The organism is Microbacterium aquimaris, assembly GCF_039531285.1.
Classification (GTDB): Bacteria; Actinomycetota; Actinomycetes; order Actinomycetales; family Microbacteriaceae; genus Microbacterium; species Microbacterium aquimaris.
Map to the genome: position 1 here is coordinate 1,168,859 of NZ_BAAAPT010000001.1, position 15,884 is coordinate 1,184,742.

At 71.0% G+C, this 15,884-nt stretch carries 15 protein-coding genes and 1 riboswitch; of the genes, 12 read left to right on the top strand and 3 right to left on the bottom strand.

Features of this window, described 5'->3' with window-relative positions:
• From ABD204_RS05475 to ABD204_RS05490, 4 genes are all read left to right on the top strand, one after another.
• On the top strand, nt 1-861 hold the full coding sequence (locus tag ABD204_RS05475) for an LssY C-terminal domain-containing protein (RefSeq protein WP_322597515.1): 861 nt from the start codon (nt 1-3) through the stop codon (nt 859-861).
• Nucleotides 858-1,394, top strand: coding sequence for a hypothetical protein (locus ABD204_RS05480; RefSeq protein ID WP_194423652.1), 537 nt, complete (start codon nt 858-860; stop codon nt 1,392-1,394). Before ABD204_RS05475 ends, ABD204_RS05480 begins: the two co-directional genes overlap by 4 nt.
• Nucleotides 1,395-1,449: 55 nt before the next feature.
• On the top strand, nt 1,450-1,902 hold the full coding sequence (locus tag ABD204_RS05485; protein ID WP_194423653.1) for a universal stress protein: 453 nt from the start codon (nt 1,450-1,452) through the stop codon (nt 1,900-1,902).
• Between the two features lie 111 nt (nt 1,903-2,013).
• Complete coding sequence (locus ABD204_RS05490; protein WP_194423654.1) at nt 2,014-2,970, top strand: J domain-containing protein; 957 nt, start codon at nt 2,014-2,016, stop codon at nt 2,968-2,970.
• A gap of 24 nt (nt 2,971-2,994) precedes the next feature.
• Here ABD204_RS05490 and ABD204_RS05495 read toward each other — a convergent pair whose 3' ends face one another.
• The gene (locus tag ABD204_RS05495; protein ID WP_194423655.1) at nt 2,995-4,665 is read right to left on the bottom strand and encodes a D-alanyl-D-alanine carboxypeptidase; all 1,671 of its coding nucleotides are present in this window, start codon (nt 4,663-4,665) and stop codon (nt 2,995-2,997) included.
• 39 nt (nt 4,666-4,704) lie between these two features.
• Nucleotides 4,705-4,815: riboswitch (TPP riboswitch) on the top strand.
• Between ABD204_RS05495 and ABD204_RS05500 the strand changes: the two genes are divergently transcribed.
• From ABD204_RS05500 to ABD204_RS05525, 6 genes are all read left to right on the top strand, one after another.
• Nucleotides 4,808-5,446, top strand: coding sequence for an ECF transporter S component (locus ABD204_RS05500; protein ID WP_241747782.1), 639 nt, complete (start codon nt 4,808-4,810; stop codon nt 5,444-5,446). (Overlaps the previous riboswitch by 8 nt.)
• The gene (locus ABD204_RS05505; protein ID WP_322597516.1) at nt 5,446-7,104 is read left to right on the top strand and encodes an ABC transporter ATP-binding protein; all 1,659 of its coding nucleotides are present in this window, start codon (nt 5,446-5,448) and stop codon (nt 7,102-7,104) included. The genes ABD204_RS05500 and ABD204_RS05505 overlap by 1 nt, the downstream gene beginning before the upstream one ends.
• A complete protein-coding gene (locus ABD204_RS05510) occupies nt 7,101-7,880 on the top strand; it encodes an energy-coupling factor transporter transmembrane component T family protein (protein WP_194423657.1) in 780 nt (259 codons plus the stop codon). Before ABD204_RS05505 ends, ABD204_RS05510 begins: the two co-directional genes overlap by 4 nt.
• Before the next feature lie 301 nt (nt 7,881-8,181).
• A complete protein-coding gene (locus tag ABD204_RS05515; protein ID WP_194423658.1) occupies nt 8,182-8,943 on the top strand; it encodes an SDR family NAD(P)-dependent oxidoreductase in 762 nt (253 codons plus the stop codon).
• A 39-nt stretch (nt 8,944-8,982) separates the two neighbouring features.
• Nucleotides 8,983-9,783, top strand: a complete 801-nt coding sequence (locus ABD204_RS05520; RefSeq protein ID WP_194423659.1) for an enoyl-CoA hydratase/isomerase family protein — start codon at nt 8,983-8,985, stop codon at nt 9,781-9,783.
• Complete coding sequence (locus tag ABD204_RS05525) at nt 9,780-10,616, top strand: SDR family oxidoreductase (RefSeq protein WP_194423660.1); 837 nt, start codon at nt 9,780-9,782, stop codon at nt 10,614-10,616. Before ABD204_RS05520 ends, ABD204_RS05525 begins: the two co-directional genes overlap by 4 nt.
• 55 nt (nt 10,617-10,671) lie before the next feature.
• Here ABD204_RS05525 and ABD204_RS05530 read toward each other — a convergent pair whose 3' ends face one another.
• Both ABD204_RS05530 and ABD204_RS05535 read right to left on the bottom strand, forming a co-directional pair.
• Nucleotides 10,672-11,136: a GNAT family N-acetyltransferase gene (locus tag ABD204_RS05530; protein WP_322597517.1), complete on the bottom strand. Its 465-nt coding sequence runs from the start codon at nt 11,134-11,136 to the stop codon at nt 10,672-10,674.
• A 185-nt stretch (nt 11,137-11,321) separates the two neighbouring features.
• Nucleotides 11,322-12,155: a Cof-type HAD-IIB family hydrolase gene (locus tag ABD204_RS05535; RefSeq protein WP_194423661.1), complete on the bottom strand. Its 834-nt coding sequence runs from the start codon at nt 12,153-12,155 to the stop codon at nt 11,322-11,324.
• 481 nt (nt 12,156-12,636) lie between these two features.
• Between ABD204_RS05535 and rlmN the strand changes: the two genes are divergently transcribed.
• Complete coding sequence (gene rlmN, locus ABD204_RS05540) at nt 12,637-13,878, top strand: dual-specificity RNA methyltransferase RlmN (RefSeq protein WP_194423662.1); 1,242 nt, start codon at nt 12,637-12,639, stop codon at nt 13,876-13,878.
• A gap of 12 nt (nt 13,879-13,890) precedes the next feature.
• Nucleotides 13,891-15,861, top strand: a complete 1,971-nt coding sequence (locus tag ABD204_RS05545) for an ABC1 kinase family protein (protein WP_194423663.1) — start codon at nt 13,891-13,893, stop codon at nt 15,859-15,861.
• Nucleotides 15,862-15,884: the final 23 nt, after the last annotated feature.

Genomic DNA, 15,884 nt, shown 5'->3' on the forward strand with positions numbered 1-15,884 from the left:
GTGGCACGTCGACCCATCATCCGGCACCGTCGACGGTGGTCGCTGGGCATCGCCGTCGACTGGTTCTTCTTCACCTTCGCCGGACTCGCGGCGATCTGGCTCGCCTACCTGAGCTTCACCGAATCGTTCACCCTCGGATGGTGGGGCATCCTCGGTGTGCTGACGTTCTGGGTGCTGCTGGCCTACCTCGTGCTGCCGCGGTTGCATCGCATCCTCACCACCGTCTACGTGCCCGAGTACTTCATCGGACGCGCCCGCACGAGCGACGGGTTGCTCGGCGACCCCGTGAACCTCGCCTTCATGGGTGAGGGCGACCAGATCGAGGCGGCGCTGCAAGCCGGGGGATGGACACGCGCCGACGACGTCACGCTCGCGTCGTCATGGCGCATCATCACCTCCACCATCACGCGTCGCAGCTACGAGCATGCCCCGGTCAGCCCCCTGTTCCTGTTCGGCCGCCAGCAGGACTTCGCCTATCAGCAGGAGGTCGACGGCAACCCCGGCCAACGTCACCACGTGCGGTTCTGGAAGTGCCCCGACGGATGGCTGCTCCCGGGCGGGCGACGTGTGGACTGGCTCGCCGCGGGAACTTTCGACACCTCGGTGGGACTGTCGCTGTTCACCCTCCAGGTCACCCACAAGATCGACGCCGACACCGACATCGAACGCGATCACATCGTCGCCACCGTCGAGGCCGACCCGCGCGTGCAGGTCGAGGTCATAGAGGACTTCTCCACCGGATACCACGCGCGCAACGGCGGCGGTGACAGCATCCGCACCGACGGGGATCTCCCGATCGTCGACGTGCGCGCGATGCCACCCGACCGCTCATCCGCGCGAGACGGTGAGGTCACCGCATGACCACCCCACGGGAGCCGCGGGGCGTGCCGAAGCGCCACGCGTACGAGCCGCCCGCCAGCCTCCTGCGCCGGCCGGGCTTCGACCCGAACATGAAACGACCCTTGAGCACGCTCGCCGGGGGCTTGCTGGTCATACTCAGCGCACTCGCCGGCGCGCTCTTCATCGTCGAGGTCTCGCTGGTCTGGTTCACCGACACCGCCGACGACGTGATCTGGATGGTCGGCGACGAGCTGCACGACGACCGCCTCGACGCGCTCCTGGTGTTCGCGATCGGTGGCGGCATCCTCGTGCTCGCCGAGTTCCTTCTCGCGTTCCTCGTCATCCGCGGACGCAACTGGCCGCGCGTGACGGTCATGACCTTTTCGTCGCTGACGATCTGTGCCTCTTTCGCGAGCTGGTGGTCCGGTGGCCAGGAGGTCACCTTCGATACGAGTCTCCTCGCCGTCGCCACCGACGTGCTCATTTTGCTCGCGCTGTCTTCGCGCGATGCCGCCGCCTATGCACGGCGCTTCGAGGTCCTCGCCGACGAGTGAGCGACGAACGACCGAGCCCCTGGTGCGACGGCGGAGGGATGCGTAGCCTGCGGGCATGAGTGAGAAGTCGGAGTCGTCGAGCGGCGATCGGGAGCCGTTCATCGTCGTCGGCGTCGACGGATCGCGGGCGAGCGTCGCGGCCGTGACGTGGGCGATCGATCATGCGCGACGGATCGGAGCGCGCGTGGAGGTCATCGGTGCGTGGGAGGTGCCGTGGAGCGAACTCGTGTCGCCGACGAAGGTCGACGAAGACTACTTCCGGCAGGTGCGCGAGCGACTTGAACCGGCGATGGCCGAGGCACTGACCGGCGCCGATGACGTCCACACCGTCGTGCGGATCGTCGAGTGGTATCCCGGGCCGGCGCTCGTGCAAGCCGCCGAACATGCCGAGATGCTGGTGGTGGGCAGCCACCGGTACGGGGTCATGGGCGGGATGCACCTCGGCTCGGTCGCCAGCTACTGCGCGCACCACGCACCGTGCCCGGTTCTCATCCATCGACACGGCTGACCCCGGTGCGCATCGGGTGAGCCGCGAGCGAACCTGAGAATCGGGCAAAAGAATTCTCAGTAGCCTGGTTTCCTCACCGCCGCGCCCGCGACGGGAGGTCCGGGAGGCGCCGTGTTCGACAGTCCGCTGTCCGCGTCCGCCTACGATCTGCTCGGCGTCGATCCCACCGCCGACACCGAGACGCTGCGCAAGGCCTACCGCCTGAAGCTGCGGCAATCGCACCCGGATGTCGGTGGTGACGCCGCCGTGTTCGTGCAGGTGCAGCGGGCGTGGGAGTCGGTCGGCACCGTCGAAGCCCGTGCCTCCTACGACCGGCGCCACGGATTCGGAGAGGCTGCGGCCTCCAGCTCCGCAAAGGGCGCATCGGCCCCCGAGCCCGAGCCGGAGAAGCCGGCCTGGAGCACACCCGCCCCGCCGCGCCCGTCGGCGCGCCCAGACACCCGCCCCCGCGCCCGCAGCCACGGTCAACCCGGCGGTTGGCGACGGGAGAAGTACCTCGAGCTCATCCGCGAATGGGTCGGCCGCGGCGTGGAGATCCCCGACCCGTACGCACCGCACCTGGTGCGCTCGGCGCCGCACGAGGTGCGCCGGCTGCTCGCCGACGCCCTCGCCGAAGAGGCCACCGCCGTGATCGTCTCCGAGCTCGGGATGGGCTACACGGCCTGGCACGACATCGATGCCGGCCGCGCGAAGCTCGACCACATCGTGCTCGGCCCGAGCGGGCTCTACGGCATCCTGTCCGAAGACTTCGGCAGGCCGGTGCGCATCAAGCGCGGTGAGGTCGCCGACGTCGACGGCGGTCCGATCGCAACCCACGTCGCCGCGCTTCGTGCGGTCGGACGCGCCGCGCGCGTGAAGTTCGGTGGGGCGATCGTCGTCCTCCCCGACGACGACGTCGAACACGCCATCCAGGAGATCGGCAAGGTGCGCGGGATCCCGACCGCCGTCGTCGCACGCTCGGCCCTGTCGACCGTGCTGCGGCGCGGGGTCACCGGCACACGGCCGCTCGGCGGCACCGAGGTGTTCGAGGTCCGCACCCGCCTCCAGGCCGCCGTCCGCTTCGCCTGATCGGTTCCGCGCCCCGCGCCGGACTCAGCCGTTGAGCCCGAAGAGGTCGAGCGGATGAGTGAGCCGCCACCACGCGCTCGGATCTTCGATGTCGTCGGCGAGCTCAAGCGTCACCGTCGCGGCGTCGAGCGGGCCGGAGACCGACATGTCGCCGACGACCTCTCCCGCGTCGCGTGCGTCGTCGAGGTCGTACGAGGCGTCGACGGTCGCCGTGCCGCCGTCCCACAGGATCACCGACGCATCGTCGGACACGACGATGTCGACATCCGACCCCCACAGCGTCGAGACCGTCCCGGCGACGGTCCCGGCCGTCACCGAGGGCTCCGGCTGCAGCGCCGCGGTGGCCTGTTCGTACAGCGACCGAGAGGCGTCGTCGCGTCCGTCGGCGTCGGACTCGCCGAGTACCGAGCCGTACAGGCGCACCGTGGTGTCGCCGATCATGACGTCTTTCGCCGAAAGCAGGTTCCAGCTGCCGTCGAGCGTGCCGGTCTTGACCCCGACGACCCCGTCGTCGGCCAGCAGCGAATTCGTGTTCTCGACAAGCCCCGCTCCGGGGAGCTCGACGGATGTCTTCGCCACGATCTCGGCGATGATCGGATCGGCCAGCGCGCGCGAGGCCAGCGCGAGCAGGGAGGCCGCGTCGGCGGTGTTGCCCGGATCGATACCGGTCGGCTCGACGACCGTGATCCCGGTGAGCCCGTGCTGCGACAGCCACGTGTCGGCCGCGTCGGCGAACAGGGCGTCGGAGGGCCAGATGCGGCTGGCCAGGCGGTCGGCGTAGTTGTTGGCCGAGCCGATCAGCATGCCCTCGAGCATCTGGTACTCGGTCAGCGACCCTCCCACCGGCACGTCCAGCGCCGACTCGTCGCGGTAGCGGTACTCCCAGTACTCCGCGCTGTCGGCGGCGGTGAAGTAGTACTCGGGCCCCTGCTCTCCGGCCGCAAGTGGCATCCGGTCCAACACGACGAGCGCGGTGACGACCTTCGTGATGCTCGCCATCGGCACCACCGCATCCGCCGAAGCGAGGGTCGTCGGGATCCCCGCGACCGAAACGGCCGACGACCCCGGCTCAGGCCAGGCCATCTCGACGGTCGCCGACGGGATGGGATCGACCGTGACGGGGGTCACGGTGGGCGCGACCGCGTGCAGAGGCCACAGCAGCGTCGTCGCGGCGTACGCGCCGGCAACGACCGCGGCGACCAGCGACGGCCACACGACGCTCGGGCGCCACAGGCTCCGACGCGGACGCTCGGTGAGCAGATCGGCACCCACCGAGGTGTACGAGGTGGTCGCGGTGGACAGGTCGGTCGGCGCCGACGTCCGCGCGAGCGCGGCCGTGTCGACCCAGGCGAGGGCTGCAGTGGTCGGGGATGCGGGGGCGATGTCCGCAGGTTCCGCCTCCGATGCGGGCTCCGGCGGCGGTTCTGATGCGGGCGCGTGTGCGGGCTCACGCGCAGGTTCGGCATCGGGCGCGGGCTCCGACGAGTCTGGCGCGTCGCCCGGCATCGGTGCCCCCGACGCGTCGAGCGCCTGCGCGGCGACCGAAATGGGCGTCAGCGCCGCATCGTCGTCGCGTGCCGGGAGATGGAAATCCGCGGTCTCCGCGGACGCGGTGTCGCCACCGGTCGGGACGGACGAGTGGGGGCGCGCCCGCAACGCTCGGCGGGTCGTGGGCGGCGCATCCTCCACTGTCACCAGGCCAAACTATCGCGTCGCCGCCGCGATATACTCATCGGCACACACCGCGGGAGTCCGACGAGTCGGGCTGAGAGGGAGCGAAACGCGCTTCGACCGCCGAACCTGATCCGGATCATGCCGGCGCAGGGAGGGAGTACCAATGCACGCATCCACGCGTACGTCCACATCCGATTCCACCGCGACGGGCCCGGCCTCGAGCCGGTTCCGCTGGCGCATCGTCGACATCGTCGTCGCCAGCGTCATCGCCGTCGCCTGCGCCGGGATCTTCCTCGTCTGGAACGTCGCCTACGAAGGCCCGTCGTCGATCCTCACCCCGCTGCTGCCCGGGGTGCAGGGGCTGCTGGCCGGACCCTGGCTGATCGCCGGTGTGCTGGGCGGACTCATCATCCGCAAACCCGGCGCCGCGCTCTACACCGAGACCGTCGCCGCCGTCATCTCCGCGCTCGTCGGCAACGCATGGGGACCGCTCACGATCGTGTCGGGCCTCGTGCAGGGCCTCGGCGCCGAAGTGGTTTTCCTCATCTTCGCCTACGCCGTGTGGCGCCTTCCGGTCGCGATGCTCGCGGGCGCCGGCGCGGGGCTGGCGTGCGGCATCAACGACCGCATCCTGTGGTACCCCGGCGCCGACGTGCTGTTCACCACCGTCTACATCACCTCCACCACCGTCTCGGGTGTCGTGATCGCCGGCCTCGGGGGCTGGCTGATCATGCGCGGTCTTGCCGCGACGGGTGCGCTCAACCGTTTCGCCGCGGGACGCGACGTCACCCGACGCGTGTAGTGGCGGCGGCATCCGCGACACCCGCCGTCGAGGCGCGCGGGTGGGGATGGCGCTACGCCACCCGCCACGCGTGGGCCGTGCGCGAGACGACGTTCCGCATCGACCCCGGTGAGCGGGTGCTGCTGCTCGGCGCCTCCGGATCGGGGAAGTCCACGCTGCTGCAGGGCATCGCCGGGGTCCTCGGCGGCGCCGACGAAGGGGAGCAGGAGGGCGAGCTGCGTGTGGCGGGTGACCTCGCTGCGGCGGCGCGCGGCGCATCCGGCCTGGTCCTCCAGGATCCCGACAGTCAGACGGTGCTCGCCCGCGTCGGAGACGACGTCGCCTTCGGGTGCGAGAACCTCGGGGTGCCACGCGAGGAGATCTGGCCCCGGGTGCGGCACGCACTCGACGCGGTCGGGCTCGACGTGCCGCTCGACCGCGCCACCGGGGCGCTGTCGGGCGGGCAGAAGCAGCGTCTTGCCCTCGCCGGAGCGGTCGCGATGCGGCCCGAGGTGCTGCTCCTGGACGAACCCACCGCGAACCTCGACCCGGCCGGTGTCGCCGAGGTGCGTGACGCGGTGGGGCGCGCCCTCGACGCCACCGGAGCGACCCTCGTGGTCATCGAACACCGCATCGACGTGTGGCTGCCCCTGGTCGACCGCGTGATCGTGCTCGCCCCGGGCGGGGGAGTGGTCGCCGACGGCACGCCCCGAGACATCCTCGGTGTCGGCGCCGCCGGTTCGTCGAGTGCACAGGAGTTCGTCGATCGCACCGGTCCCGGTGCGCGGGAGGACGTGCGCCCGACGGAAGGTCGCGCACTCGATGTGTCGGCGGGCGGCGCGGTGCGTGAGGCGGCGGTGAGGGGCGAGGATGCCGTGGCGCGGCGTGCGCGAGAGCTCGCCGCCGCCGGCGTGTGGGTTCCGGGACTGCCGCCGGCGTACCCGCCGCCGCCGACGGCGCCCCCGGGTGACGTGCTCCTCCGGGCGCGTGAGCTGGTCGTCGCGCGCGTGCCGGGAACCCCCGTCGCCGGTCCGGTGGACCTCGACGTGCGCGCCGGCGAGGTGCTCGGGGTCGTCGGCCCCAACGGTGCGGGGAAGTCCACTCTCGGGCTCACTCTCGCGGGGCTCCTGTCCGCCGAGTCCGGGGTGGTCGAGGCGGCACCGGCGCTCGCCGTCGGCGCGTCGCCCCGACGTCGGCGCGATGGGCCCACGCCGCATCCGGTGACGTGGTCCTCCCGTGCGCTGCTCACCCGCATCGGTGCCGTGCTGCAGGATCCCGAGCACCAGCTCCTCGCGCGCACGGTCCGCGATGAACTCGAGGTCGGGCCGCGCGCGCTCGGCCTGCCCGCCGACCGCATCGCCGCCCGCGTCGACGAGCTGCTCGAGCGGCTCCGTCTCGCGCCGCTCGCGGCCGCGAACCCGTACACGCTCTCGGGCGGCGAGAAACGGCGGTTGACCGTCGCCGCAGCCCTGGCGACGAGGCCGCGCGTACTCGTGCTCGACGAACCGACGTTCGGGCAGGATGCGCGCACGTGGGCCGAGCTCGTCGCGATCATCGCGCGCCTGCGCGACGGTGACGGCGACGACCCGCCCCTTGCCGTCGTCGCCGTCACCCACGACGCCGCCGTCCTCGAAGCCCTTCACGCTCGCCGCTTCGCCGTGGGGCAGGTGCCGGCGTGAGCCCCGAAGCCGGTCGCGGCGTGGTCGCGCGCCTGAACCCCGTAGCCAAGCTCGGCGCGGCCCTTGCCATCGCCCTGCCCCTCGTGGTCACCATCGACCCCGTCTCCGCGCTGGTCGCCCTGCTGCTGGAGTTGCCGCTGCTGCTGGCGGCAGGGCTCTCGCCTCGCCAGTTCTGGCTGCGCACCCTGCCGCTGTGGATCGCCGCGCCCGCATCCGCCGTGACCATCGCGCTGTACGGGGCGACGTCGGGGGAGATCTACGTCGAGTGGTTGTTCGTCCGCGTGAGCGAGGGGTCGCTCATGCTCGCGCTCGCGACCTTCCTTCGCGTCCTCGCGATCGGCCTGCCCGCCGTGGTCCTCTTCGTCACCGTCGACCCCACCGACCTCGCCGACGGCCTCGCGCAGATCGTGCACCTTCCCGCCCGTTTCGTGCTCGGGGCACTCGCGGGAATGCGGATGCTCGGTCTCCTCGCCGACGATTGGCGTGCCCTCGCACTTGCGCGTCGCGCCCGCGGGGTCGCCGATACCGGGCGCATCCGTCGGGCGTCCGGAATGGCGTTCGCGCTCTTCGTGCTGTCGATCCGCCGCGGCTCGTCGCTCGCGACCGCCATGGAGGCGCGTGCGTTCGGCGCGCCCGGCCCGCGCACGTGGGCCCGCGAGTCCCGCTTCGGAATCGAAGACGTGCTGTTGGTCGTGGCCGGCGTCGCGATCAGCGCGACGGCCCTCGCGGTGTCGATCGCCGTCGGCGCGTTCAACCCCATCCTCGGCCCCGCCTGACCCGCCTGACCCGGTCGCGCCCATCCGCGGCCTCGCTCGCCGAGAAACCACTTTCCGCGCGAGAAACCCCGCATTGCGCGGAGTCTCGCGGCGAAAGGGGTTTCTCGGGATTGAGCGCCGCCGGGCGCTGCCTGGCGCGCGGCGGGACGGGGGGGGGCGGGGTCGGGTGGGATGGATGCGGGGGCGGGGCGTGAGGGCTAGCCTGGGGGTGTCCGCACGTCGGTGAGACTGCGTCTCACCTAGGCTGGGACTCGATGTCGCCGTCGGCACCCGCCGCCGGTATCCGTTCGAAGGAGAACCGATGGAGCTCACGCACGCCTCCGCCCTCGTCACCGGCGGTGCGAGCGGACTGGGCCTGGCCACGGCGAAGCGTCTCGCCGCCGCGGGGGCCTCCGTCACGATCGTCGACCTGCCCTCGTCCCCCGGCGCCGACGTCGCCGCAGACCTCGGCGCGGCATTCGCCCCCGCCGACGTCACCGACCCCGAGCAGGTCGCCGCCGCCGTCACCACCGCCTCCGCCACCGCGCCGCTTCGCGTGGTGGTCAACTGCGCCGGCATCGCCCCGCCCGCGAAGGTCCTCGACCGCGACGGCGCTCCGACGCCGCTGGAGGCGTTCGAGCGCATAATCCGCATCAACCTCATCGGCACGTACAACGTCATCGCCCAGGCGTCGGCGGCCATCGCCCGCACCGAGGCCACCGCCACGGGTGACCGCGGCGTCATCGTGAACACCGCGAGCGTCGCCGCCTTCGACGGGCAGATCGGCCAGCCCGCCTACGCCGCGAGCAAGGGCGGTGTGCACGCCATGACCCTTCCCATCGCCCGCGAGCTCGCGCGATACGGCATCCGTGTGTGCACCATCGCTCCCGGCATCATGGAGACGCCCATGCTCGCCGGACTCCCGCAGGCCGCGCAGGACTCCCTCGGCCAGCAGGTGCCGTACCCGCAGCGTCTCGGCCGACCCGACGAGTACGCCGCGATGGTGATGTCGATCATCGACAACGGCTACCTCAACGGCGAGACCATCCGTCTCGACGGGGCGATCCGCATGGCTCCCCGCTGACCTGTCCGGCCGGTCCGCAACATCCACAGAAGGAGAACGATGAGCGAATCGATCCTCGCCACGGTCGAGCAGGGCGTGGCCCGGCTGACCTTCAACCGTCCGACGCGACTGAATGCGATGGACTTCGACATGGGCACCCGCTGGCGCGATCTCGCCCACCAGGTGACCGACGATCCGGCCGTCGAAGCGATCATCCTCGATGCCGCCGGCCCGGCCTTCTGCGCCGGCGGCGACGTCATCATGATGGCCACCTCCGGCGCCACCGGCGATCAGGTCACCGAGACCGCCCACGTCATCCACGACGGCATCCGCACCCTCGCGCACAGCGCCAAGCCGATCGTGGCGGCCGTGCAGGGCGCGGTCGCCGGCGGCGGCATCGGCCTCATGCTCACCGCCGACTACGTCGTCGCGAGCGAGAAGGCGAGCTTCGTCAGCAAGTACGCCAACATCGGGCTCACCCCCGACCTCGGCGTCTCCACCCTGCTCCCGGCGGCGATCGGCCAGCGCCGCGCGCTGCAGCTCCTCCTGCAGGATCGCGCGATCGACGCCGCGACCGCTCTCGAGTGGGGCCTCGTCGCCGAGGTCGTCGCCCCCGACGCGCTCGCCGATCGTGCCGCCGAGATCGCCCGGTTCTGGATGGCGGGCGCGACCGCCGCCTTCGGGCAGGCCGCGCGTCTCGTCCGGGTCGGCGCCGAACGCGACCTCGCCGCCAACCTCGACGACGAAGCCCGCACGATCGGGGCGGCCTTCGCCACCGACGAATCGAAGACCCGGGTGGCCGCGTTCGCGGCATCCGCCCGCTCGTCCGCCCGCCCCACCAACGAAGGGACCGCACGATGACCGACGCGCCGCTTTCCGGAAAGACCATCCTGATGTCCGGCGGCAGCCGCGGCATCGGGCTCGCCATCGCGATCCGCGCCGCGCGCGACGGGGCCAACGTCGCCCTGCTCGCCAAGACCGACACCCCGCATCCCAAGCTCGAAGGCACCGTCCACACCGCTGCCGAGCAGATCGAAGCCGCCGGCGGAAAGGCACTGCCGCTGGTCGGCGACGTGCGCAACGACGACGACATCACCGAAGCGGTGTTGAAGACGCAGGGCGAATTCGGCGGCATCGACATCGTCGTCAACAACGCCAGTGTCATCGACCTGTCCGGATCGCTCGACCTGTCGGCGAAGAAGTACGACCTCATGCAGGACGTCAACGTGCGCGGCACCTTCATGCTCTCGCGTGCCGCGCTTCCCATGCTGAAGGAGGCCGTCAACCCGCACATCCTGTCGCTGTCGCCGCCGCTGAACACCACCCCGCGGTGGCTCGGCGCCCACACGGGGTACTCGATGGCGAAATTCGGGATGACGATGGCCACCCTCGGGATGGCCGCGGAGTTCGCCGACGATGGTGTGGCCGCCAACACGCTGTGGCCCGCGACGACGATCGCGACCGCGGCGGTGCAGTTCGCCCTCGGCGGCGATCGCATGATGAAGGTCAGCCGCACCCCCGAGATCTACGCCGACGCCGCCTACGAGGTGCTGTGCAAACCAGCGCGGGAGTACACGGGGAACACGCTCATCGTCGAGGACGTGCTGACCGAAGCGGGGGTCACCGACCTCTCCGGCTACGCCGCGACGCCCGGCACCCCCGACGACCGGCTCTTCCCCGACATCTTCCTCTGACCCGTGCCTCGGCCCGCTGTCTTGTCCGCGTTGGCGCCGCGGGCGGGCAGGGTGGTCAGACCAGCGGCTTGCGGAGGAAGACCTGCGCGATGCCCCCGCCGTCGTCGACGCGCTGCGTCTCGCGGTATCCCTCGCGTTCGTACAGCCGGAGGTTCGCCTCGCTGAGCGACCCGGTGAACAATTCCGCTTCGGCGGCGCCGGCGTCACGGCCGCGTCGCTCGACCGCGGACAACAGGGCCGTCCCTACGCCGTTGCCCTGCTGGTCGGGGGCGATCGAGATGCGCCCGATGAGCAGCAGTTCGCCGTCGAGTCGCGCACGGGCAGCCCCGACGATCCGCAACCCGTCGACGGCGACGCATCCCAGATTCTCGACGAGCTCGTGCTCGAGCTCGTCGAGGGTCTGGGTGAGCGGAGGCATGTCGGGGTCGCCGTAGATCAGGGCCTCCTGCACGAAGGCCGCGCGCTGCAGCGTCAGGACTTCGCCGGCATCCGAACGCCGGATCTCTCGCACGTCGATCACGGCCCCGACGCTACGGGTTCGCCCCGCGGCACGCCTGGGGGTTGCGTTCGCGGCTGAGCAGGGGTGACACACGCCGAATCGCCCGAGAAACACCGCAGTGCGTGGTTTCTCGAGGTGTATCGCGTTTATCGACGCGTACCCGTGGAGCGCGACGAGAGGTGCCCACGCGATGGCGCACGGCCGGCTCAGATGAGGCCGTGGCGGCGGAAGGCGTTGGCGACTCCGTCGGCGGAGACGCTCGTGGTGACGTCGTCGGCGAGGGCCTTCAACGCGTCGGGCGCATTGCCCATCGCGACGCCCGTGCCGCACACCTCGAACATCTCCACGTCGTTCCAGCTGTCGCCCACGCCGAGCGCCGTGTCGGTGTGCATCCCGACGTGGTCGAGGACGGACCGGATCGCCGCGCCCTTGGTGACACCGGGCATCCCGATCTCGCCGTTCGAGCCCGGCATCGGGATGCTGCCGGGGATCACGTGGTAGCGGTCGCCGAGGTCGCGGCGCAGGCGCTCGACGCTGTCGTGCGCCTCGCTGAGGAAGACGGCCTTGGCGATCGCATCCCGGTCGGCCAGGGCGATGTCGCGGATGCGGTCGGCGGTGTCGTCGTCCGCCGCGGCCGCAGCCTGCGGGTTCATCGCACGCACCCGGCGCGTGACCTCGGCCAGCCGCACCCGCACCGGCTCGGGAGCGAACAACCCGGCGTCGGCCTGCAGGACGTAATGCATACGGTGACTGTCGAACAGGGCCGTCAGTTCGTCGACCGCGGCGCGGGGCATCGGGTCGGCGACGACCGTCGTCTCGCCGACCACGGCGTAGGCGCCGCCATTGGTGATCGCCCCGTCGAAGCCGATTCCGCGAACGGTCGGGTGGATATCTGCCGCCGAACGTCCGGTCGCCAGGAACACCAGGTGTCCCGCCTGGCGCGCCGTCCTCACCGCGTCGATGGTCGACTCGGCCACGATGCTCCCGTGGAGGAGGATGGTGCCGTCGACGTCGAGGAACGCGATCCGCCGCGTGGTCATGGTGCTCCCGTCCGGCCCATGTCGGGGCCGCCTTCGACCCTATCCGGCCCGCCGAGGGCGGTCGCCGTGAACAACACAGGAGGTCTGGCACCGACCGGGGTCGATACGGCCCGCCGACACGGTCCCGGCCGCGGGATCTCCTGTGTTGTTCACGCAGGGGTCGTGGTTGCGGCGAGGGGGAAGGTCGATCCACCATCCCCTCTCCGGGGCGCGGTCCGCGGATCCCCCGGTGCGGTTCGCGGTCAAAAACACAGGAGACTCGGGTGTGTGTGGCCAGGTATCGGTGCCGAGCACGGCTTCGGGCGTCGATTCTCCTGTGTTCTTGACGGCTGAGCCGGGAGCCGGGAGCCGGCAGCCGGGAGCCGGGAGCCGGGAGCCGGCTGAGCCGGGAGCCGGGAGCCGGGAGCCGCGCGGCGCGCGCCGGGGGACGCGGGAGTGGGGCGGACAGACGGCGTGCAGGTGCGTCCCCTACCCTCGAAACATGCCCGAACAGCCCCCCGTGCGATCCACGACGCCGCCCGACGCCTCCGCCGTGCGCCAGGTGCGCCCCAGGACCGAGGGGTGGTCGCAGAAAAAGGACTCCGAAGGGCGTCCGATGCTGCAGTTCGCCAGCCCGAAGCGTGGCAAACCGCCGGTGCACCTGGCCGACATGACCGCTGAACAGCGCGTCGAGAAGGTGAAGGAGCTGGGGATGCCGGCCTTCCGTGCCGCACAGCTCGAGAAGCACTACTTCACGCACTACACCGCCGATCCGGAGCGGATGACCGACCTTCCGGCGGCGACCCGGGCGGAGTTCGTCGCCGGCATGCTCCCGCCGCTGCTGACCGAGGTGCGGCGTCTGAAGACCGACCGCGGCGACACGATCAAGTTCCTGTGGAAGCTGCACGACGGCGCCCTGGTCGAGTCGGTGCTGATGCGCTATCCAGGACGCATCACCCTGTGTGTGTCGAGCCAGGCCGGATGCGGCATGAACTGCCCCTTCTGCGCGACCGGCCAGGCGGGCCTGACCCGCAACATGTCGGCGGCCGAGATCATCGACCAGGTCGTGCGGGCGAACGCCCTGATCCGCGCCGGCGAGCTCGGTGAGCCGGAGCACCCCGACGAACGTGTCACCAACATCGTCTTCATGGGGATGGGTGAGCCCTTGGCCAACTACGCCCGACTCATGCAGTCGGTCCGGGTGATGACCGATCAGAAGCACGGTCTGGGCATGAGCGCGCGCGGCATCACGGTGTCGACAGTGGGTCTGGTGCCGGCGATCAAGAAGCTCGCCGCGGAGGAGATCCCGGTGACCTTCGCCCTGTCGCTGCACGCGCCGGACGACCAGCTGCGCGACGAGCTGATCCCGGTGAACTCCCGCTGGAAGGTCGACGAGGCTCTCGATGCGGCCCGCGCGTACTTCGACGCGACCGGGCGCCGCGTCTCGATCGAGTACGCCCTCATCAAAGACATGAACGACCACGCGTGGCGCGCTGACCTTCTCGCGGAGAAGCTCAACGCCCGGGGGCGGGGCTGGGTGCACGTGAACCCCATCCCTCTGAACCCGACACCAGGGTCGGTGTGGACCTCGTCGGAGAAGCCCGTCCAGGCGGAATTCGTGCGACGGCTCAACGCCGCCGGCATCCCGACGACTCTGCGGGATACGCGCGGCAAGGAGATCGACGGGGCGTGTGGGCAGCTGGTCGCGACAGAAGAGGACCAAGCGGCCGCCGCCGCCGGCTGACACACTGGCCCTATGTGGGCCTGGGTCGCGTTCATCCTGATCACTCTGATCTTCACGGTCGCGGCCGCGTGGGTGAGCCGTCGCCTGCTCGACGGACAGGTCGGCTGGATCCGCGCATCCATCACCGCGCTGGTGGTCTTCCTGGCGTGCATCCCCTTGGCGACGTGGGCGATGCGCGAGACGGACGTGCTCGACCTCGACGACCACGTCACCGTGAGCGGTCCGATCGCACTGGCGTTCCTCGGGCTGGTCCTCGGGTGGATGTTCGCGATCGTCGTGGTGGTGATCGTGACGCTGGAGTTCCTGTGGCCGTCCCACCGGGTGACGAATCCGGTGACGGCGATCCGGGACGCGTTCCGACGCCGCGACCGGGCCAGGCGATACGCCCAGATCCTCGCGATCGCGTCGCGCCACGGGTTGGGCGCGTTCCAGAACCGCCACGGCGGCGACGACGAACTCGCGTCGGCCCTCGTCGCCGCATTGAACGAGGCCGGAGTCACGTTCGTCAAGCTCGGCCAGGTGCTCTCCTCCCGCGAGGACGTGCTGCCGCGCGACCTCGTGGATGCGCTGTCGACGCTGCAGATGGATTCCACCCCGATCCCGTGGGCGGAAGCCGAGGCGGCGATCACCGCGGAGCTTGGCCGTCCGATCGACGAGGTGTTCGCCTCGATCGATCCGCAGCCGTTGGCGGCGGCCTCGGTCGCACAGGTGCACACGGCGCGGCTGCGCGGGGACGGCGACGTTCCGGGTGACGAGGTGGTCGTGAAGATTCAGCGCCCCCGTGCTCGCGCGCAGGTCACGACCGATCTCGACATCCTCGAGCGGCTGGCGCGCACGGCTGAGGCGCGCACCGACTGGGCGCGCGATTACGGGGCCGTCGCGCTCGCGGCGGAGTTCTCGCGGGCGCTCAGCGACGAGCTCGACTACCGGGTCGAGGCGGCCAACACCGAGATGCTGCGCGGGGCGATCGCGCGCTCGTCCTCGATGACGCTCGCCGTGCCGGTGCTGTACGACCGGTGGTGCACGAGCCGCATGATTGTGCAGCAGCGGATCACCGGCACCCCGTTCAGCCGGATCGCCACGGATGCGCTCGACCCGGCCGACGCGCGACGCCTGGCCGACGGCGTGCTCGAGTCGGTGTTCGAGCAGATCGCGGTGCGCGGCGTCTTCCATGCCGACCTGCACCCGGGGAACCTGATCCTGCAGGATGACGGCACGGTCGCGCTCATCGATTTCGGCGCGGTCGGGGTCAGCGAGCGGAGTCTGCGGCGCATGCTCATCCCGCTGCTGCTCGCCCTGTCTGCCGACGACGACGTGGCCGCGACGAACGTCGTGCTGCTCATGTGCGCGCCCGAGACCGGCACGGTCGATCAGGTCGCCTTGCAGCACGACATCGGGGTGATCCTCACCCGCATGCAGAACGCGCAGGTCGACGAGAACATCTTCCGAGCCCTGGTGGATGTGCTGCGTCGGTACCGCCTGTCGATCCCGCCGTCGCTGCTGCTCGTGCTGCGCACGCTGTCGTCCCTGGAGGGGACATTGCGACGCCTTGTGCCGGACTACGACATGGTCGGGCACGCCCTCGAGCGGGCACCCCATTTCGCGCGGGCGACCTTCGACCCCAGGAACGCGGCGCTCGGCGCGCAGGCGCACCTCATGCTCGCGGGGGAGGAGCTGCGAAGGTTGCCGCGTCGCTTCGAGAACGTCACCCGGTCCCTCGAAGACGGGACGTTCTCCGTGCGGCTGCGCTCCTTCGAGGGCGCGGGGGAACGGGGGTGGCTGGAGGAGCAGCTGAACCGCTTCCTCGTCACCGTCGTCGGGGTGGCGCTGCTGGCGACCGGGATCAGCCTGACCGTGTCCGGGGACGGACCGATGCTCACCGGCAACGTCGGGGCCTTCCCCTTCCTCGGCAGCGCCGTCGGACTCGGCGGACTGCTGCTGATCGTGCGGAGCCTGCGTCGCGCCCTGCGTCGGCGGGACTGACGTTTACGCCGGTGGCGAAGAGC